The organism is Corynebacterium callunae DSM 20147 (assembly GCF_000344785.1).
Taxonomy (GTDB): Bacteria; Actinomycetota; Actinomycetes; order Mycobacteriales; family Mycobacteriaceae; genus Corynebacterium; species Corynebacterium callunae.
Genome location: NC_020506.1, coordinates 251,521 through 271,353 on the forward strand (window position 1 = coordinate 251,521; position 19,833 = coordinate 271,353).

The 19,833-nt window shown below is 52.6% G+C and carries 20 protein-coding genes and 1 tRNA gene; 8 read left to right on the forward strand and 13 right to left on the reverse strand.

All coding sequences use genetic code 11. The features are described from left to right. Window position 1: 1 nt before the first annotated feature. Window positions 2-871: a DMT family transporter gene (locus H924_RS01150; RefSeq protein ID WP_155861910.1), complete on the reverse strand. Its 870-nt coding sequence runs from the start codon at window positions 869-871 to the stop codon at window positions 2-4. Window positions 872-1,127: 256 nt separating this feature from the next. Between H924_RS01150 and H924_RS01155 the strand changes: the two genes are divergently transcribed. Together H924_RS01155 and H924_RS01160 are read left to right on the forward strand one after the other, a co-directional pair. After that, window positions 1,128-2,393: an aspartate kinase gene (locus H924_RS01155; RefSeq protein ID WP_015650132.1), complete on the forward strand. Its 1,266-nt coding sequence runs from the start codon at window positions 1,128-1,130 to the stop codon at window positions 2,391-2,393. A 30-nt stretch (window positions 2,394-2,423) separates the two neighbouring features. Continuing rightward, the gene (locus H924_RS01160) at window positions 2,424-3,455 is read left to right on the forward strand and encodes an aspartate-semialdehyde dehydrogenase (protein WP_015650133.1); all 1,032 of its coding nucleotides are present in this window, start codon (window positions 2,424-2,426) and stop codon (window positions 3,453-3,455) included. Between the two features lie 43 nt (window positions 3,456-3,498). Here the strand turns inward: H924_RS01160 and H924_RS01165 are convergent, their stop codons facing one another. After that, the gene (locus H924_RS01165) at window positions 3,499-4,077 is read right to left on the reverse strand and encodes an RNA polymerase sigma factor (protein ID WP_015650134.1); all 579 of its coding nucleotides are present in this window, start codon (window positions 4,075-4,077) and stop codon (window positions 3,499-3,501) included. A 202-nt stretch (window positions 4,078-4,279) separates the two neighbouring features. Here H924_RS01165 and H924_RS01170 point away from each other — a divergent pair, with 202 nt between their 5' ends. Further along, window positions 4,280-5,833 (forward strand): catalase, encoded by a 1,554-nt coding sequence (locus tag H924_RS01170; protein WP_015650135.1) that lies wholly within the window; start codon window positions 4,280-4,282, stop codon window positions 5,831-5,833. A 212-nt stretch (window positions 5,834-6,045) separates the two neighbouring features. On the opposite strand, the gene H924_RS01175 is transcribed toward H924_RS01170, so the two are convergent. Next, entirely contained in the window at window positions 6,046-6,393 is a 348-nt protein-coding gene (locus H924_RS01175; protein WP_015650136.1) for an ArsR/SmtB family transcription factor, read from the reverse strand. Between the two features lie 81 nt (window positions 6,394-6,474). Here H924_RS01175 and arsB point away from each other — a divergent pair, with 81 nt between their 5' ends. The 3 genes from arsB to H924_RS01190 are packed head-to-tail and all read left to right on the forward strand — an operon-like array spanning window position 6,475 to window position 8,667. Beyond that, entirely contained in the window at window positions 6,475-7,566 is a 1,092-nt protein-coding gene (gene arsB / locus H924_RS01180; protein WP_015650137.1) for an ACR3 family arsenite efflux transporter, read from the forward strand. A gap of 30 nt (window positions 7,567-7,596) precedes the next feature. Then, the gene (locus tag H924_RS01185; RefSeq protein WP_015650138.1) at window positions 7,597-8,016 is read left to right on the forward strand and encodes an arsenate-mycothiol transferase ArsC; all 420 of its coding nucleotides are present in this window, start codon (window positions 7,597-7,599) and stop codon (window positions 8,014-8,016) included. A 24-nt stretch (window positions 8,017-8,040) separates the two neighbouring features. Next, complete coding sequence (locus H924_RS01190) at window positions 8,041-8,667, forward strand: arsenate reductase ArsC (RefSeq protein WP_015650139.1); 627 nt, start codon at window positions 8,041-8,043, stop codon at window positions 8,665-8,667. Between the two features lie 55 nt (window positions 8,668-8,722). Here H924_RS01190 and H924_RS01195 read toward each other — a convergent pair whose 3' ends face one another. Genes H924_RS01195 through H924_RS01220 form a run of 6 tightly spaced genes read right to left on the reverse strand, consistent with a single transcriptional unit; the run spans window position 8,723 to window position 14,603 of the window. Further along, entirely contained in the window at window positions 8,723-9,040 is a 318-nt protein-coding gene (locus H924_RS01195) for a Na+/H+ antiporter subunit G (RefSeq protein ID WP_015650140.1), read from the reverse strand. Further along, the gene (locus H924_RS01200; protein ID WP_015650141.1) at window positions 9,041-9,313 is read right to left on the reverse strand and encodes a monovalent cation/H+ antiporter subunit F; all 273 of its coding nucleotides are present in this window, start codon (window positions 9,311-9,313) and stop codon (window positions 9,041-9,043) included. It abuts the gene before it with no gap. Further along, window positions 9,314-9,769 carry a monovalent cation/H+ antiporter subunit E gene (locus tag H924_RS01205; protein ID WP_015650142.1) on the reverse strand — a complete coding sequence of 152 codons (456 nt, stop codon included), beginning with the start codon at window positions 9,767-9,769 and terminating at the stop codon, window positions 9,314-9,316. Beyond that, window positions 9,769-11,301, reverse strand: coding sequence for a monovalent cation/H+ antiporter subunit D family protein (locus H924_RS01210; RefSeq protein WP_015650143.1), 1,533 nt, complete (start codon window positions 11,299-11,301; stop codon window positions 9,769-9,771). The genes H924_RS01205 and H924_RS01210 overlap by 1 nt, the downstream gene beginning before the upstream one ends. Continuing rightward, on the reverse strand, window positions 11,302-11,709 hold the full coding sequence (locus H924_RS01215) for a cation:proton antiporter subunit C (protein ID WP_015650144.1): 408 nt from the start codon (window positions 11,707-11,709) through the stop codon (window positions 11,302-11,304). Next, the gene (locus H924_RS01220; RefSeq protein WP_015650145.1) at window positions 11,706-14,603 is read right to left on the reverse strand and encodes a DUF4040 family protein; all 2,898 of its coding nucleotides are present in this window, start codon (window positions 14,601-14,603) and stop codon (window positions 11,706-11,708) included. The genes H924_RS01215 and H924_RS01220 overlap by 4 nt, the downstream gene beginning before the upstream one ends. A 190-nt stretch (window positions 14,604-14,793) precedes the next feature. Here H924_RS01220 and H924_RS01225 point away from each other — a divergent pair, with 190 nt between their 5' ends. Next, window positions 14,794-16,239 carry a hypothetical protein gene (locus H924_RS01225; protein WP_015650146.1) on the forward strand — a complete coding sequence of 482 codons (1,446 nt, stop codon included), beginning with the start codon at window positions 14,794-14,796 and terminating at the stop codon, window positions 16,237-16,239. On the opposite strand, the gene H924_RS01230 is transcribed toward H924_RS01225, so the two are convergent. The 3 genes from H924_RS01230 to H924_RS01240 are packed head-to-tail and all read right to left on the reverse strand — an operon-like array spanning window position 16,236 to window position 18,814. Further along, complete coding sequence (locus H924_RS01230) at window positions 16,236-16,898, reverse strand: response regulator transcription factor (RefSeq protein ID WP_015650147.1); 663 nt, start codon at window positions 16,896-16,898, stop codon at window positions 16,236-16,238. The two genes, H924_RS01225 and H924_RS01230, sit on opposite strands and share 4 nt — an antisense overlap. Continuing rightward, window positions 16,895-18,388 (reverse strand): sensor histidine kinase, encoded by a 1,494-nt coding sequence (locus H924_RS01235; protein WP_015650148.1) that lies wholly within the window; start codon window positions 18,386-18,388, stop codon window positions 16,895-16,897. The genes H924_RS01230 and H924_RS01235 overlap by 4 nt, the downstream gene beginning before the upstream one ends. Before the next feature lie 6 nt (window positions 18,389-18,394). Then, window positions 18,395-18,814, reverse strand: coding sequence for a hypothetical protein (locus tag H924_RS01240; RefSeq protein ID WP_015650149.1), 420 nt, complete (start codon window positions 18,812-18,814; stop codon window positions 18,395-18,397). A gap of 204 nt (window positions 18,815-19,018) precedes the next feature. Between H924_RS01240 and H924_RS01245 the strand changes: the two genes are divergently transcribed. Further along, the gene (locus tag H924_RS01245; RefSeq protein WP_015650150.1) at window positions 19,019-19,636 is read left to right on the forward strand and encodes a DedA family protein; all 618 of its coding nucleotides are present in this window, start codon (window positions 19,019-19,021) and stop codon (window positions 19,634-19,636) included. A 68-nt stretch (window positions 19,637-19,704) separates the two neighbouring features. Here the strand turns inward: H924_RS01245 and H924_RS01250 are convergent. Further along, window positions 19,705-19,781, reverse strand: a tRNA-Pro gene (locus H924_RS01250). Window positions 19,782-19,833: the final 52 nt, after the last annotated feature.

Consider the following 19,833-nt stretch of genomic DNA (forward strand, 5'->3'; position numbering starts at 1 on the left):
ATTATTTTTTGTTTTTTAATTCTGGAGTGCCAGTGCGAGACAGCGCAATCGTGGAAATGATCATGGCAAGTAGTGCAGCTCCCATGATGATCCAGGCCCAATCCACAACCTGGAATTTCTCTCCCAACACCAAATATCCCAGTACAAAGGCCACAACTGGCTCTGCGATGGTCATTGCGGGAAGCGATTTTTGAAGTTCACCGCCATTAAAAGAATATTGCTGCACGATGGTGCCCAAGGTTGCTGCGACGATAAGGGCATAAACTTCCCAGTTCAAAATCAAGCCATCAAGGCCCTGGTGAATGAAAATATCCACAGTGGCTTTGGAAAGCACTGCCACGTATCCAAAAAGTGCGCCCGTGACCAAACCCAGAATAAGGGCCTTTTCTTTAGTCAAAATATGTTGCGCTATCAGCCACATTGCGCCCATAATTCCAAAGCCAATAAGCAAAGCTGGAATCCAGCGTTCCAACGGTGGATGCGGATTGCCAGCGAGCGGGCGGCCCAAAATCACCATGACAGCAACGGCAATGGTCAGCACGGAAGCCCAGAAGATTTCACTCTTGCGCAGGCGATAACCATTAAAGCGCGCGGACAAAGGCAGCGTGAACATCAATGACAACACCAACACTGGCTGCACAACTAGCAGCGTGCCAAAACCAAGAGCGACAGTTTGGAGGAAATAGGCAAACATCGCAGTACTCATACCCGCCCACCACATGGGTGTCATCAGAGCATTAAGTAATGGAGAGCTCCGCATGGAGCCGTCTTGAGGGGTTCGAACTGCAATCCGGTGCCGGACAACTGTTCCCCACGCGATGGTTAGAGCCGAGGCCAATGCGAAGAGCACGGCGAGCAGATTGCTTTGCACCTTTAACAGGGTAGTAGACACCAGCAGTGGCTGCGTAGTTAGCGCTGCCTTGGACGGTTGCGTTTACCGGCGTGGGGTAGCCCGCAATGACCAGAGGCACCTACAACACATCAGGAAATTAGGGGATACCCAATGGTGGAGGCACACCCAAGTAATACCAAAGGAATAAAAGCGATCATTCGGCTAGGTGCGTTACATGTATATGGGTAGAGTAAGCGAGGTAACTGTCAGCAGGTAGATCGAAAGGTGCACAAAGGTGGCCCTGGTCGTACAGAAATATGGCGGATCCTCGCTCGAGAGTGCGGAACGCATCCGAAACGTTGCTGAACGGATCGTTGCCACCAAGAAGGCTGGAAATGATGTTGTGGTTGTCTGCTCTGCAATGGGCGATACCACGGATGAACTTCTAGACCTGGCAGCAGCGGTGAACCCCGTTCCACCAGCACGTGAGATGGATATGCTCCTCACTGCAGGTGAGCGTATTTCCAATGCATTGGTGGCAATGGCCATTGAATCATTGGGTGCGCAAGCACAGTCTTTCACGGGATCCCAAGCTGGTGTGCTTACCACTGAGCGCCATGGTAACGCTCGCATTGTAGATGTCACCCCAGGACGCGTCCGCGAAGCTTTGGATGAGGGCAAGATTTGTATTGTTGCTGGATTCCAGGGTGTTAATAAGGAAACCCGCGATGTCACCACCCTTGGTCGTGGCGGATCGGATACCACCGCGGTAGCTTTGGCAGCAGCACTTAAGGCTGATGTTTGTGAGATCTACTCCGACGTTGATGGTGTGTACACCGCAGATCCTCGCATCGTTTCCGACGCTCAGAAGTTGGAAAAGCTTTCTTTTGAGGAAATGTTGGAACTTGCTGCAGTTGGCTCCAAGATTTTGGTGCTGCGCAGTGTTGAGTACGCCCGTGCATTTAATGTGCCACTGCGCGTACGCTCGTCATATAGCAATGATCCCGGCACCCTAATCGCCGGCTCGATGGAGGATATTCCTGTGGAAGAAGCAGTCCTTACTGGTGTAGCAACTGACAAGTCCGAGGCCAAGGTTACTGTGCTGGGTATTCCAGACCAGCCAGGCGAAGCAGCAAAGGTGTTCCGCGCCTTGGCTGATGCAGAGATCAACATTGATATGGTCCTGCAGAACGTCTCCTCTTTGGAGCACGGCACCACTGACATCACCTTCACCTGCCCTCGCGCCGATGGCCCACACGCCGTTGAACTACTTAAAAAGCTGCAGGTTCAGGGCAACTGGACCAACATTCTTTATGACGATCAGGTGGGCAAGGTCTCCCTGGTTGGCGCTGGTATGAAGTCTCACCCAGGCGTGACCGCAGAGTTCATGGAAGCCCTGCGCGATGTCAACGTCAACATTGAGCTCATCTCCACCTCAGAGATCCGCATTTCGGTTCTGATCCGCGAAGATGATCTAGACAGGTCCGCAAAGGCTCTGCACGATAAATTCCAGCTCGGTGGCGATGCAGAAGCCATCGTTTATGCAGGCACCGGACGTTAAAAACCCTTAATTTAGGAGCAGTTTCTTAAAATGACCACCATCGCAGTTGTTGGTGCAACCGGCCAGGTCGGCCAGGTTATGCGCACTCTTCTTGAAGAGCGCAATTTCCCCGCAGATACCATTCGCTTTTTCGCTTCCCCACGTTCTGCTGGCCACAAGCTGACTTTCCGTGGCGTTGACGTGGAGGTTGAAGATGTCACCCAGGCAACCGAAGAATCCCTCAAGGGAATTGACATCGCACTCTTTTCTGCAGGTGGCACCGCTTCTAAGCAATATGCGCCGATTTTTGCTGCTGCTGGCGCAACCGTAGTAGATAACTCCTCTGCATGGCGCAAGGATGAAGAAGTTCCACTTATCGTTTCCGAGGTTAACCCTGGCGATAAGGAAGACCTGGTCAAGGGAATTATTGCGAACCCTAACTGCACCACCATGGCAGCAATGCCAGTGCTCAAGCCACTGCATGACGCTGCTGGCCTGCAGAAGCTGCATGTTTCCTCTTACCAGGCAGTTTCCGGTTCCGGCCTGGCTGGTGTGGAGACCTTGGCAAAGCAGGTTTCTGCAGTTGGTGACCACAACGTAGAGTTCGTGCATGATGGTCAGGCCGCAGACGCTGGCGATTTTGGCCCATACGTTGCGCCTATCGCTTATAACGTGCTGCCTTTTGCCGGCAACTTGGTTGATGACGGCACTTTCGAGACCGATGAAGAGCAGAAGCTGCGCAATGAATCTCGTAAGATTCTGGGCATCCCTGAGCTCAAGGTTTCTGGCACCTGCGTGCGCGTGCCGGTTTTTACCGGCCATACGCTCACGATTCATGCTGAGTTCGCGCAGCCACTCACCGTAGCGCAGGCACAGGAATTGCTGGCTTCCGCACCTGGTGTAAAGCTTGTCGACGTTCCAACCCCATTGGCAGCAGCCGGAATTGATGAGTCCCTGGTTGGTCGTATTCGCCAGGATTCCACGGTTGATGATAACCGCGGCCTAGTTTTGGTTGTTTCCGGCGATAACCTGCGTAAGGGTGCAGCTCTAAACACCATTCAGATTGCTGAACTTTTGGTCTAAAAGCTCCAAAAATCTTGCCTCATCATTTCGATGGGGCAATTTTTTATGCTTCATTTGCGGCCGCTTCATCATCAGCACTGGTATTTTTGGTGGCAGCGATAAGATCTGCCCGAGCACGGGCGACTCGGGAACGAATTGTGCCGACGCGTACATCGGCAATTTTTGCTGATTCTTCATAGCTATAACCCAGTACTTGGGTAAGGATCAATGCTTCACGACGCTCCACCGGGAGCGCGTCGATAAGCGTTTTTAGGTCAATCCACTCCGACCAGATGGTCGAGCTACTCGCGTCTGTGGCACCACTGTTCTCATATTCCACAATGGACTTGCGTGGACGCGCCATGTCATGGCGAATATTGTCCACCCAGACGCGACGCGCGAGCGACAGTAACCAGGTTCGTGCCGAGGAGCGAGCGGCAAAGCGGGGGAGTGCTCCCATTACTCTTAAAAAGGTCTCTTGAGTGAGGTCATCGGCACTTTGCGGGCCGCCGAGGTGGGCTAATAAACGCCACACATCGTCTTGGGTTTCCCGAATAAATTCGGTGAGTGCAGCGCGATCACCACGACCAGCCGCGAGGGCTAGTTCGGTGACATAGGCGTCGTTGCGCTCTTGTGGTTTCACAAGGACTTAGGATACCAGTCCGAATTCTGCGCCCTTGCATTTGCAAAAATTCCGAGTTTCCACCCAACGGGGGTGGCCTTTTGTATATAAGCTGGCAATTGCTAAGGGGAATCGTGAAACGGTGGCGCCAGGTGACATTCTGCGCTAGGCTATTAATCAAACTCAACCTATAGGTTAGGCCCATTAACGGAAGGAAAAGCTTTTGTCTGAAAAGTCAGCAGCCGACCAGATCCTCGACCGTGGCATGCGTGCCAAGGTCTCCGGAAACACCACCCGCCACAACGGCGCTCCAGTTCCATCTGAGAACATTTCAGTAACCGCAGGTCCACAGGGCCCAAACATCCTCAATGACATTCACCTCATTGAGAAGCTCGCACACTTTAACCGCGAGAACGTTCCAGAGCGTATTCCTCACGCTAAGGGTCACGGCGCTTTTGGTGAACTTCACATCACCGAAGACGTTTCCGAGTACACCAAGGCAGACCTGTTCCAGCCTGGCAAGGTCACCCCAATGGCTGCACGTTTCTCTACCGTTGCTGGTGAGCAGGGTTCCCCTGACACCTGGCGCGATGTTCACGGCTTTGCACTTCGCTTCTACACCGAAGAGGGCAACTACGACATCGTTGGTAACAACACCCCAACCTTCTTCCTGCGCGATGGCATGAAGTTCCCTGACTTCATCCACTCCCAGAAGCGTCTTAATAAGAACGGTCTGCGTGATGCAGATATGCAGTGGGATTTCTGGACCCGTACCCCAGAGTCCGCTCACCAGGTGACCTACGTCATGGGTGACCGTGGTACCCCTAAGACCTCCCGCCACCAGGACGGCTTCGGCTCCCACACCTTCCAGTGGATCAACGCTGAGGGTAAGCCAGTTTGGGTTAAGTACCACTTCAAGACCCGCCAGGGATGGGATTGCTTCACCGACGCAGAGGCTGCAAAGGTTGCCGGTGAGAACGCTGACTACCAGCGCGAAGACCTCTACAACGCAATCGAGAACGGCGACTACCCAATCTGGGACGTCAAGGTTCAGATCATGCCTTTCGAGGATGCAGAGAACTACCGCTGGAACCCATTCGACCTGACCAAGACCTGGTCACAGAAGGATTACCCACTAATTCCAGTCGGTTACTTCATCCTTAACCGCAACCCACGCAACTTCTTTGCACAGATCGAGCAGATCGCTCTTGATCCAGGCAACATCGTTCCAGGTATCGGCCTGTCCCCAGACCGTATGCTCATGGCTCGTGCATTTGCATACGCTGATCAGCAGCGTTACCGTATCGGCGCTAACTACCGCGATCTGCCAGTTAACCGCCCGCTTAACGATGTCAACACCTACAGCCGCGAAGGCGCAATGCAGTACGTCTTCGACGCTGAGGGCGAGCCATCCTACAATCCTAACCGCTACGACAAGGGTGCCGGCTACCTGGACAATGGAGAGAACTCCTCCTCCAACCACACCACCTATGGCCAGGCTCAGGACATCTACGTGAACCCGGACCCACACGGTACCGACCTCACCCGTGCAGCTTATGTTAAGCACGAAGATGATGATGACTTCATGCAGGCAGGCATCCTCTACCGCGAGGTTCTGGATGACGCTGCTAAGGAGCGTTTGGCAGACAACATCTCCAACGCAATGCAGGGCATCTCTGAGGCTACCGAGCCACGCGTTTACGAGTACTGGATCAACGTAGATGCAAACCTTGGCGCTCGCGTTAAGGAGCTTTACCTGCAGAAGAAGGGCGCATAGCCTTCTAGCAGTTCCCTAAAAAGTGCCTTCCCTTCGGGGAGGCACTTTTTTGCATTTCTCAGCGTGATGACTTCCGGCGCACACCGCAGTGAAAGCAGAAAAGGGCATTTGTGGTGTGAAAACGCCTTTTTGAGGTGCAAAAAGTGGCCAAATATCACACAAAACCTGGATTTGAGAGGGAATGCGGTGTCGACCGTACCGTAGGAGTGCAACTAGCCAATCTGTAAAACAGTGCGCAGCTCACCAAAAAGCTCGGGGCGGATTCTATGAAATACAGTGCGGCCTTCGGGGACCCGTTCCAAAAGGCCAGCTTCCGTCATCTTCTTCAGGTGGTGGGAAATGGTGGGCTGTGAAAGACCCATCATGTCGGTAAGTTCATTAACACTTACTGGGCCACATCCACCAGCTGCCAGATTGGATAAAATCCGCAGTCGCACAGGTTCAGCCAGCACTTTAAAGAGGGCGGCGTAGCGTTCGGATTCCTCGGTGCTAAGTGGTCCGGTGCCAAGGGAGCAGCATTCCGAGAGGTCGGTGAGGGGGAGGATGCGTGCGATGGTCATACGCACCACTATATATTGACAGCTATCGATATTGGAAGTAATTTAAGTATCGACGAACATCAATACTTTGAAAGGTGTCGCATGACAGCGCCCACAAAACCTGCGTCCTCAAAACCTGTTCAACTTTCTTTCTTAGACCGACTGCTTCCACTCTGGATCATCTTGGCAATGGCTCTTGGCCTCATGCTCGGAAAATTCATTCCAGCACTTGGTACTGCACTCAGTGCCATGGAAGTTGGAGGAATTTCCCTTCCCATCGCACTTGGTCTCCTGGTGATGATGTACCCGCCGTTGGCGAAGGTCCGTTATGACAAAACCAAGGAAATCACTTCGGACCGCCGCTTGATGACAGTTTCGATTGTCCTCAACTGGGTTGTTGGCCCCTTGTTGATGTTCGCATTGTCCTGGCTTTTCTTGCCGGACCAGCCTGAACTTCGCACCGGTCTTATTATTGTGGGCTTAGCTCGCTGTATCGCCATGGTCTTGGTATGGAGCGATCTTTCCTGCGCAGATAGGGAAGCAACTGCAGTGTTGGTAGCTATCAACTCTGTCTTCCAGATCCTCATGTTTGGTGTGCTGGGCTGGTTCTACCTGCAGATTCTGCCTTCATGGCTAGGTCTAGAGACCACCTCGGTGACATTCTCCTTCGTTTCAATCGTCACCTCAGTGCTGGTTTTCCTGGGAATTCCGTTGCTCGCAGGTGTTCTTTCCCGCATTATCGGTGAACGCACCAAGGGCCGTTCTTGGTATGAAAACAAGTACCTGCCTGCGATTTCTCCATTGGCTCTGATCGGTTTGCTCTATACCATCGTGTTGCTCTTTGCCTTGCAGGGCGATCAAATCACCTCCCAGCCACTTACGGTGGCAAAGGTTGCAGTGCCACTGTTCTTGTACTTCGTAATCATGTTCTTCATTGCGCTGGCTACCTCGAAGCTCAGCGGCATGGGATATGCGCAATCTGCTTCGGTGTCTTTTACCGCGACTGGAAATAACTTTGAGCTGGCAATTGCAGTGGCAATTGGTACTTTCGGCGCTACCTCAGGCCAGGCACTAGCAGGCACTATTGGACCTTTGATTGAGGTTCCCGTGCTGGTCGGCTTGGTTTATGTCATGCTGTGGCTGGGACCAAAACTTTTCCCGCAGGATCCCACCCTGCCCCCTGTGCGTAACTAAATTACTTAACAAAAATTGGAGTTATTAAAAATGTCTGAAAAAGCTTCTGTTCTCTTTGTATGTGTTGGCAATGGCGGTAAGTCCCAGATGGCTGCGGCTTTGGCGGAAAAGCACGCCGGCGCCAATCTCGAAATCCACTCTGCAGGCACCAAGCCAGGCACCAAGTTAAATCAGCAGTCCATTGAGGTTATTGCGGAGTCCGGGGCGGATATGTCCGAAGGAACTCCTAAGGGAATTGATCCAGAGCTGCTAAAGCGCGTTGATAGTGTGGTTATCTTGGGTGCAGATGCACAGCTAGAAATGCCAGCAGATGCCCAGGGTACCCTTGAGCGTTGGGTTACCGATGAGCCTTCTGAGCGTGGCATTGAGGGCCTGGAGCGCATGCGCTTGGTTCGCGATGACATTGAGAACCGCGTGGTAGATCTGCTGGAAGAGCTTAAAGTTTCTTAAGTCACTGACCCAGAAAGGTCTGAAATGCCCGACACTCCGGAATCCCAACTCAAGCTGCTTAATCGAGTTGTAGAGGATCTCGCCAAAAAGTACGAAGACAAGTTCTCTGTGGAGACAATCGAGCGTTATGTCTTTGAGTCTTATACTGCTTTGGCTCGTACTGCGAAAATCCGTACCCACCTTCCGCTCCTCGCTGAGCACTTTGCCACTGATCGTTTGGAAGCCCTGATCCACGCTGGAGATAAAATCGAGGACGCATATCCTCAGGTTTTGTTTGTTTGTGAGCGTAATGCGGGGCGTTCCCAGATCGCTTCTGCGCTGCTCAAGCACTATGCAGGTGGGGAAGTTCACGTGCGTTCTGCGGGCACTTTGCCAGATTCTGAAGTTCATCCGGTGGTTTTGGATGTTTTGGCTGAGCGCGGAATTGATATTGGTGGGGCATTCCCGAAGCCGCTTACTGATGATGTGGTGCGCGCTTCCGATTATGTAATCACCATGGGCTGCGATGACGTCTGTCCTATTTACCCAGGCAAGCACTACCTTGATTGGGATTTGATGGATCCCGAGGATGAATCACCGGAGCGAGTACGCGCGATCGTGGATGAGATTGATGGACACATCCGCGAATTGTGGGCACGTATTTCCCAATAAAAGCACGCTTTTCGACGAAAAAACCCAGCTTGTGAACTCACAGGCTGGGTCTTTTTTAATAGCGCCGGTTATCCACCACGGTTACGCCATAGATGGTGCGTCCCATATAGAAGGAAGCAACCGAGGCAACAACCCACACTCCGATAATCGCAATGATGGCGCGTACGAAGTTGTTTGGATCAAAGCCTTTGGTGGACCAACTGCGGATCAACAGAGCCACGATCAGCAGTGGAATTACAATTCCCACCGTTGGTCCCAGCAAGTTTGCCCTGGTTAAAGGATCTGGTGCCCGCCACAAAGCGATTGCGGTACCGAGGGAAAAGATGCCGGCGATGATGATGAGGATGGAGATAATGATCTCTGGAATAGTCATTTAGCGGCGTCCCTTCGAGATAATGCGCGCCATGGATAATGTCGGCAAAACGCCTCCCAAAACCGCTGCCAGCAACGCAATTTCATAGGCAATAGATGTTGGGTTGTTAAGCACCCAAATCAGGTAAATGGCGATCATGGAATAGAAGATCATATCGGACAAAATTGCGCGGGTGAGAAAATCTCGGGTGCGCAAGATCAGTACTAAGGTGGCTAAAAGGGCTATAAAAATCATGCCGATGCCAATGGCACAAATGATTTCAAAGGCGGTCATTTAGAACTCCCTCTTATCGCGGCTCACAGTGTTTTGGGCGGTGTCGGCAATTTCGTGGCTGGGCCACTCGGCATCGCCCGGGCGAATATCTTTATGTGGGCCTTGGCCTGGAACACCGTGATCAATGCCCTTCACATGGGGTGACATGCGCTCTTCCATATCAGCAATAGATTCAAAAACTTCTACTGGATCGGCTCCAAAAACTGCTTGAATCAACAAGATGAAGGGATCACCTGGGTTACGAGGCTCCCTTAATCCTAAGGACAGGGTAGCCGGAGTCATGGTGATGCAGGTAGAAAGTGCCGCGATCTGAAAATCGGTGGTCACACGCAGCGGATAGCGGATAACTACCGGATTAAAACCAGTATCTTTTTTCACCGCAGCTTTAATAACGTCAAAGCCTGCAATAAAGATTTGGCCAATCAGCCAGGGAATGAACTTGAGGGTATGCAACATTATTTACCTCCCTGGTAGTTGGGGCTGGGAACAGCCACAGCATCGTCGCCGAGCACCGCCTGCTGGTAGTCGCCTGTATCCAGTAGTCCCGCTGTGGCCGTGAGCGTTGCGTCGATAAGCGGTCCTGCAAAGAGGAACATGGCTACGGACAGCACCATTAAGGTGGCGGCCGGTGCCAGTTTGGTGAAGCTTATGCGCAGCTGGGGGGAGACGCCTTTTTGGTTCATGGAGCCGCCCCAGAAGACTTGGCGCCACACGCGGATCATGGAGAGTAACGCGCCGACGCTGGCAATGATAATGGCAGCGATAACAATCCACGCTGCAACATTGCCCACACGGGCAACTTCAAAGATAAGCAGCACTTTGCCCCACATGCCGGAAAACGGTGGGAAACCAACTACGGAGAAGGCACCGGTGGCAAAAACTGCAGCCACCAGTGGATCGCGGCGAGCCAAGCCGGACAACTTGGAAAGCAAACCTGTGCCATAAGTTTCTTCGATAGCACCAGAAGCCAAAATTAGGGCGCCGACGGTGATCATATGGTGCAGGGTATAGAACAAACCGGCAGCCAGCGCCCGCTGTGGATCATCGCTGGTAAAGGCCAGCATGACCAGGATAAAAGGCATGCCGTTGACCATTTGGTAGGCCAGTACTCGGCGGATGGAGTTTTCACCCAAGCCGGCAAAACCGCCGACGATCATGGAAACCACCATAAAGGCAATGATCAGCCAATTCCAGGTGGGGTCCAGTGCAAAAATATGCACGTAGATGCGATAAAGCATGTAGACCGCAACCTTGGTGTGCATACCAGAGAACAAGCCCATAACTGCTGCGGAAGTGCCGGGGTAGGTGCGGGGCAACCAGGTGTGGACGGGGAAAACTCCGGCCTTAACTGCAATGGCAATAACCACAATGCCCATGGCGGTAGCTGCCAGCGGATTGCCTGCCACCACGCCTTGCAGGGAAGCGATATTTACCGCACCGAGCACACCATAAACAATGGAAACCGCAGCGACCAGCAAGGTAGAGGCAGAGAGATTAACCAGCACAAAGATTCGTCCAGAAGCCAAGCGCGCCCAGGTTCCAGTCATTGCCATCAGACCATAGGAGGGCAGCAGCATAACCTCGATAAAGACGAAGAAGTTAAAGAGGTCAGCGGTAAGCAATGCACCATTTACACCGGTAATGAGCATCAAAGTAAGCGCTGGATAAAAACGGGCCCGAGTTTCACCCACCACGGTGGCAAACCAGTTGGCTGCCACTGCCACAATCGAGGTGGTGATAATCATGATGGCGCTAAAGGCATCAGCAACAAAAGGAATTGCTACGCCACCGACATAAAGGCCAATAGAATGCGCGATTGTGCCGTGCGTGGAGGTATAAGCAAAGAGCCAAATACCAGCAAAAACACCCAAGAGTGGGATAGCAATGTGCAAAATATCGCGCGCCACACGCCATGGCAATAGCACTGCAATTGCAGACGCTGCCAGCGGGACAGCTACAAAAATAGGAAGCAGAACATCAACAGCCATTTATTTGTCTCCCGCCTTCTGCTCTGCGGTGCGAGCTACTTGATCACTTGGGTTGGTAACAGAGCGCGCTGAGGTGGTCAGCGGGGATTGATCATCATCAGGTTCGATGGAACGAGTGTCATCACTGCGTCCCAAAGCAGCCAAGGTCAACATGATGGTGGTGGTAGCCATGGCAATAACAATGGCGGTCAGCACGAAGGCCTGGGGGATGGGGTCAGCTGCATCAGCTAGCGCGGTGCGGTCGGGGAAAGCCTCGCCACGCCAGGTGGGAACACCGGTATACAAAATGGTCAGGTTGGCAGCGTGACCAATCAAAGACATGCCAAAAACAATGCGCACCATGCCACGTTGTTGGATGAGGTAGACGCCACCGCCAAAAAGGATGGCTATGCCGAGTGCGAGAATCATCGAGTTGCCTCCTTTTCAGTAGTTGCGGTTGCAGGGTTCATTGGGGCTGGCCAGTCTTCATCACCTTCAGGTTCTGGTTCCACCAAAGGAGTATCAGGCAGCGGGCCATTAACGCGGGCATAGTCCAAATCACTGATATCCGCGCCGGGGCGCAAGTACCCGCCCAGTCCATTAATTGCCATTGAGACCATACCCAGCACTGCGAGGAAAACGCCGAGGTCGAAGATCATGGAGGTGGTCCAGTGTTCACCGGCGAAGTTGAAGTGGATGGGGTAGAGGAAAGAATCGTGGGTTAATCCCAGAACACCGGAGAAAACCGCAGTGAGGATACCCGCGCCAGTCAAGATAAAAGGCACATTTTCTTTGAAGATGTGCTCATCGCGAGACTTGGAAAGGTAAAGGAACATCAAGGCTCCACCGGTAATAAGTGCTGCGATAAAGCCACCGCCGGGGTTGTTGTGGCCACGCATAAACACCATGAAGCTCAAGAAATATAGGGCAGGAACCAGTACCTTCAGCAAGACTCGCAAAGGAATGGAGTTGAGCTGGGATTGGCCAAAGGGACGCGGGTGGGTGCCCTTGGGGAAAGGATGGCGTGGCATGGAAGTAACCACAGCAGCGATCACAATTGCTGCCATGCCCAATACGGAGAGCTCGCCCAAGGTATCAAAGGCACGGAATTCCACCAGGATGGTATTTACAACATTGGAACCAGAGGTAATTTCCGGGCCTTGCTGCAGGTACCACATGGCAAGTTCGGAACGATCGTGGCGGCCCAGCAATCCCCACACAGCCATAAAGGCGGCAAAGCCGGCCATGAGGGACACCAAGACGGCACTTCGTCGGCGGCTGTGCTTCATGCGGTTGAAGGTATTGGGCTGATGGCGGATCACCATCATGATGATTACCACCACCAAGGCTTCTACCAAGAACTGGGTTAAGGCCACATCGGGTGCGCCGAGCAGCAACATTTGGAAGGACACACCCACACCAACGGTGCCCAAAAGTACCGCGGCGCTGAGGCGGTTTCGGGTACTCACAAGCCCTGCAACAGAGAGCGCGATGATGGCAAAAGGAACCAGATCAATCCAGCGATCAATGCCAGGGGTTTTTGGTGCCAGTTGCACGGCAGGGTGCAAGGTGGCAAAAACAGCCAAGGCAAAAAGCAACACAATCAGGCTCACCAAGTGGCGGCGGGGACTCATGGAATCGGCCATCTTGCCCAGCCATCGGCCAAAGCGGTTTAAGCGGTAGGTCAGCATGGACAAGGAGTCATTGCCAGTGGCAATGGGGAAGGGGTTCTTTTCTGCCACTGCCCACAAAGGCTTGCGGAAGATAATTCCCACAACGCCCACAATCAGCACACCGATTGAGATCAGCAATGGAATATTAATTCCATGCCAGAGTGCTAGGTGCAGGTGGGCTGGTGCCCCCGCTGCGGCGGTGGCCGCTGCGGAGAGGGGCTCGTCGAAAAGCGTTAAAAAGAAAGCGAGGGGAAGAGAAAGTAAGCCGGGAAGAGCTGCGGGTAGCCAAAGGGAGACTGGTGCTTCGCGGACATGATCAAGTTCGCGGGGGCCGTCGACAAAAGCGCCGAGCACAAATTTGGCGGAGTAGGTGAAGGTGAGGACGGCGCCGATGGCAGCGGCGATAAGCAGCACCACCACATAGGAATTGCCGATGGGAGCTTCCAGGAATGCAGTGAGCATGCCTTCTTTGGAGACAAATCCAAACAGTGGTGGGACCGCAGCCATAGAAAGCGTGCCTACCAGCACCGATACAAAGGTAAATGGCATTTGTTTGACCAAAGGGCCAAGGCGGCGGATATCGCGGGTTCCGGTTTGGTGGTCAATTACGCCGATAAGCATAAAGAGCGAGGACTTGAAGAGTGCGTGGCTTAGGGTGTGGACCAGGGCTGCAGCCAGGGCAAATGGAGTGCCCACGCCGATGGTCGCCACGATCCAACCCAGGTGGGAGACAGTGGAATACGCAGTTAGCTTCTTCAGGTCGGTCTTTTGTACCGCAAAGAATGCAGACATTACGGCGGTGCCCATTCCAACCACAATCAATAGCCAGTTCCATACCGGCACATCGTGGAAGACAAAACTAAAACGCAGCAGCAGATAAACGCCAGCCTTGACCACCGCAGCAGCATGCAAAAAGGCCGAGACGGGAGTAGCCGCCGCCATGGCCTCTGGCAACCAGAAGTGGAAGGGGAACTGGGCGGATTTGGTAAAAGCGGAAATCGCAATTAGGACTGCAATAACCCCACTGAGCACCGGCTTTTCCGCCCAAAAGTCAGAGTGCAAAATGTTTTGTAAATTGGTGGAACCAGCCTGGGTGGCAGCGATTGATACCGCCGCGAGCAGTGTTAAACCACCAAAGAAGGTAAGGATCAGGGTGCGGACTGAACCAGATTCGCCTGAAGATCCGGAACGCGCAATCAGCATGAAGGAGGCCAGCGAGACCAATTCCCAGCCAATAAAAAGCACTATGACGTCATTGGCTAATACCAGCAGCAAAATTGCGGCGGTAAAGGCCGTCATTATGGTATAAAAACTGGTGTTACCTTTGCGTTTTGGTAGATATTCCGCGGAATAAATAAACACCACCGCGCCAATAACCAGCGCCAAAAGTGCAAAGAAGAGACTTAGTGCATCGGCACGCAGGGAAAACATGAGGTCAGTTCCCGTGCCCAGGAAATCCCTTACCCAGGTGACTTCCCAACTTAAGGCTTGACCTTCCAATATAGGTTCGGCTTCGCGGATCAGAAAATATGCCGCGGCCACGAAAAGTGCCGCCAGTGGCCAGCCAGCTTTCCGATCGAGCACGCGGACAGAAATTGGCGCAAAAACCACGGAGATCACAGCAAGCGCTACAACAAAAAGTAAGGTCATGCTTATCCCTAATTACCCATTAACCTCCGCCAACACTCCAAAACTGTATTAAACAACAGAGTAAATACGGTGATGCAGGCGGATATCTAAATTTTTATGATCATCTTCCAAGGTACTTCAGGTAATAGGCCAAAACACATTTCGGTGCGCCTCCCTGATATTTTTCAGTACCTTCGCTAGATTGCAAGCTATGACTCGCGCTGCGTCACCCATCAAAAAACTATTGGCTGCTCTGTTGCTATTAATTCCGCTTATCGCGGGCACCATTTACGCTTCCGTCGCCAATTTAGATGTCTCCCGAGCATGGTCCTCCACCGAGGAGATCACCGGTGCTCCGGCTGTATCCACCGCAAATAATAAGGAGCTTATCGACGCGCGCCGCGCCGCGGGCGAAGCTGGCGCGCAGGCGGGGTTCCTCTCCTCAGGCACTGAGGAATTGGTGTCAGGCACCCAGCAGCTTATCGACGGCGCGCAGCCCCTGGACGAAGGCGTGACAGCCGCGGCTGACGGTGCCCAAGCACTCCACGAAGGATTAGTGCAGCTTCAAGCAGGAACCGGACAGATGGGATCCGGTGCTACCGAAATTGCAGATGGTGTAGCGGGTGCTGTTGAGCAACTTAATGGTCTGATGATTGTGCAGCAGCAATTACTCACCGCGATGTCTGATGCTGATGCCCAACTAGCCAAGAGCACTGTGCCAGAGGCCAAGGACCTACGCACCCAATTGGCTGGGCTGCGCACCCAAGTGGAAAACTTTGGCATCTCGGTAGAAACCACCGATAAGCTCAATGACCTGCGTACTGGCACCCGCGATCTAGCAAATCAACTAGCAGTTCCAGGTTATGGCTTCCACGACGGTATTTATGAGGCAACTAATGGCGCCTCCGATTTGGCTGCAGGTCTGGCGGAGTTAGAAAAGGGCGTTGATGATGCCGTCACCGGATTCCAAGCTCTTGACCAAGGCGCCAACCAGCTGGATTCTATGGCTGATTTAACTGAGGAAAAAACCGAAGCAGTGCAGCGCGCTCTGCCAGTTCCACAGGTGGCAGCAGTTGCTGGTGCAGCTACCTCTGAGGAAGCCCGAACCACCGCACTTGCTCCCATGTATGCCTTCCTGATCTCCGCATTGGTGATGCTAGCTGGTGCAGCTTTAGACTGGGCTACCTTTAAGAACCGCTTCTTATTGGCCTTTGTGCTGCTGGGCATCACCGCAATTGGTGGCATCATCTTGTTCACCGTGGCTTTGGGAATGTCAGCCTTGGCGCTGGCTGGGGCCGTCGCGGTGTTGCTGCTGGCTACTGTCGTAGCTGCGATCATCACCCGCGTACTGATTAATTTCTTTGGATCAACCGCGGCCATTATCGCAGCAATTGTGGGCTGGATTGCCCAAATTGCAGTTACTGCCCATGTGTGGAGTGTTACCGCAGTATCCGATATTTCCGTGCTGTGGCGCGTGATTGCTGGCCTTATGCCATTGCACTATCCCACCTTTGCAGTAACCGCCATTGGTAACTCTGGTTCACAAGCTGCGATTTGGATGGCTGTTGCGGTGCTAGTTGCCTTGGGTGTTATTGGTGGAATTATGTTGCGCAGCCCCGCTCCAGCAGCTGATTTTGTTGAAGAACAAGAAGACTAAAGCAGGCGATAGCCAGAACCTCGGATGGTTTCTACATGCTGCGCACCAATCTTTTTGCGCAGCGCCCTGATATAAACATCAACCACATTGGACCCGGGATCCCAGTCCATATCCCACACCAAACGCAAGAGCTGAGCGCGGGATAAAATCTGCCCCGGATGACGCATAAAGGTTTCCAAAAGATCAACTTCGCGCCGGGAAAGATCGCGCCAGGAGTCGTCGACAAGCACTTTTTGGGTACGCAAATCCAGCTCCAAGGCCCCGTGGCGTAGCACCCGCGCATCGGTGGGGGTCGGAGCATGAGCGCTTAAGCGCAGCTTAATGCGCGCTAAAAGCTCCGCGAATTGGAAAGGCTTGGGCATATAATCATCGGCGCCACCTTCCAAAGTGCGCAGGCGATCGGCAATATTAGTGCGCGCGCTGAGCACAATTATCGGCATGGAAACCTGCAATAAACGCAGCTGCTCCAGCACATCAGCGCCATCCATATGCGGCAAACCCAGATCCAAGACCATCAAATCAAAGTCGCCTGAATGCGCACGCGCAAAGGCTTGAGCACCGGAATCTGTAAGTTCACACTCAAAACCCTCGCGTTTGAGTCCGCGCACAATAAAATCTGCGATGCCAGGATCATCTTCGGCGATGAGAATTTTGCTCATTTTTCATCCTTTTTGCGGTCGGGATTGTGTACTGGGGTGGGGGCTGTTGTTGGGGCGGGGATTTCCAGCCCAAAAATGGAACCCAAGCCAGGGGTGGAATTTACAAAGGCTGCGCCACCATGTGCCTGCGCGATTGCTTGGACAATGGATAGGCCCAGGCCAGCGCCGGATTTGTGGGTTGGATCAGGGGTGCGGGGGCCGCGGGAAAAGCGATTAAATAGTGCCTGCTGCTGAGCCTCTTCAATGCCGGGGCCTTTATCGCGCACCCAAATTCGGAACACTCGCTGGGAATCTCTGCCGCGGAAATCGGAACCCAAATCAACGGCACCCTCGCTATAGCGCAAAGCATTGCCATAAAGCTCAAGAACAGCCTCAGTGATGCGCTCTTCATCAAGATCAACCACACCTTCAGCAGCATCAACCAGTGTTATGCGATCACTAATAGTGCGGGCTTTATCCTCAATATCAATGGTTAATTCAGTGACATCAGTGGGGGCGGGGTGGATGAATTTTCCAGAATCAGCCACTGCCAAAGTTAGGAGATCATTAACCATGCGCGCCATGCGATCCAGCTCCGTGGTGGCTAATTGAATGGAACGTGCTTGTTCCTCCGGAGTTGCAGTATCCATAAGCTCCAATTGCCCGCGCACCACCGTAATTGGAGTGCGGAGTTCGTGACCAGCATCATCTACAAATTGGCGTTGTTCCTTATAAGCGGCCTCAATCCGATCCAACATGGAATTAAAAGTGCTGGCCAATTGCGCAATTTCATCGCGGCCCTGCACCGGCACACGCCGGGTTAAATCAGAGTCATTAATCTCTGAAGCCACAACGCGCAGCTTGCGAATCGGTGCAATGATCTGGCCCGCAATAATCCAGGCAATCAAAGTAGAAGCCAGTAATCCACCCAAACCAATCAAAATGAGCGTGCGGATATGAGAATCCACCTGCTCTTTATCCGATTCTGCAAAATAGGCAACCAAGAAAATACCCTCAGCGGAGTTGCCATCACTTAAGAAAGACACCTTTCCCCAATGAGTGGCGCCACGGGTGGGATCTGCAAAAACTCCAGAGTTGGCTGTTGAGCCGATAATTTCTTGGATGAGGGCTTCAGAATGTTCCAGGGGTGGTGGATGTGCACCATTAAGCTGCGAAAAATCTACCTGTACCAATTCTCCTGGGAAAATTCCGACGATGGCTTCACTTTCATCAGGAATTTGGCGGGAGAGATAAACCTCAATAAGACGGTGCGAGGACTCAAAGGCGCGGGCAGTGGTGGGATCAATACCCTCGGCGCTAAAACGTCTAAACTCCTCAATTTCCTGCTCAACGGCAGCATTAGCAGTTTGGGTCGCCTCTGTATAGAGCACTGAACGGGTAATTAAAACCACACTGCCAAGCGTGAGAAAAACCACTGCTGTCATCCACAAAACAATCCGCCAGCGCAGGGATGTGGGTGTTTTTCGGGTTCCGGGAATAGGAGAGCTCATAGGTGCTTAGTCATCGTCTCCATCGTCGGCGTCACCATAATCGGAATCATCCCAGTCGTCGAGATCGTCTTCGCCATCATCCCAATCATCCTCATAATATTGATAATTTAAGGGCACTTGAGGCTTTGGCGTAGGTTGAGGTACCGAGGCCGGGGGGACTGCAGCTTGCTGCGGTGCCGGTGGTGGGGCTGGTGCCGGGATTGGAGGAACTGGGGGAGCGGCGGAACTTGGTGCAGCCAAGGCTGGGGCAGAGCTGCTGATGGGGGCAGCTGAACTCGGCGTAGTCGGGTTGAGCTTGATGGTTGCAGGCTCCGCATCCACCTTAGGAATTGAAGAATTATTGGCCAAAGCAGTACCACCAATTGCAACCAGCACCAACAACACCAAAATCGTCAGCAGCGGCGCAAAACGAGGCAGAGATTTCATAGGGTGTGCTCCTTAAAAGTTCATGTGCCTTTAATTGTGCAAGCCCAAAATGAAATGAACATGAGAACTTTTAAAAAATAAAAAAAGCGCTTTTCAACGCAAACCTCGCGTCGGAAACTACTGCTAGCTTCACAAACTTCTGCCAGCTTTAACCACTATGATCGAACTTCTACTAAATGGTGCTTAATCATAAAAGGAAAGCCATTGACAGATCAGCTGGTGACTTGGGTGGAAGCCCTCATGACAGCGCCTATTTATTACCCAATTCTGGCGCTAGTTGTGATTATTGACAGTATTCTCCCGCTCATCCCCAGCGAGACAATTCTTTCGGTATCCGGAGCTTGGTCCGGTTCAAGTGGAATTCCCAATCTTTTGGGAATTATTACAGTGGCAACCCTAGCTGCAGTTGTTGGCGATAATCTGTGTTATTTCTTTGGCACCCGTTTGATCAAAATTGTTGATCAAATCCCTGGTGATTCCGGCCGTGGCAAAGCCCTGATCTGGGCTCGGAAAAACCTTAATGAACGAGATGTTTCTACTATTATTATCGCCCGTTTTATACCCTGGGCCAGGTGGTTTGTCACCATCATCTTGGGTTCGGTGGGATATTCCTGGGGGCGCTTTGTGTTGTGGGATTCTATCGGCGCCTTTATTTGGGCAACTCAAGGTACTTTGCTGGGTTATCTTGGCGGTCGACTCTTCCAAGACCAGCCACTAATTGGGCTGTTATTGGGCGCGAGTTTAGGTATTACTTTTGGATTTCTCTTGCAGTGGCTTAACCGTGCGTGGGAGAAATCGCGAGCACAAAAAACTGTTGCATAATAACGAAACCGGCATGGTCTGCTTCCAATGCGCAGAAAATGCCGGTTATGTAATCCATCTTGGGAATTTGGTCGGGATAACAGGATTTGAACCTGCGACCTCGTCGTCCCGAACGACGCGCGCTACCAACCTGCGCCATATCCCGGGTACGCAGATCACTATAGTCCTGCCCCGGATTATGGCCAAAACTGCAGGTC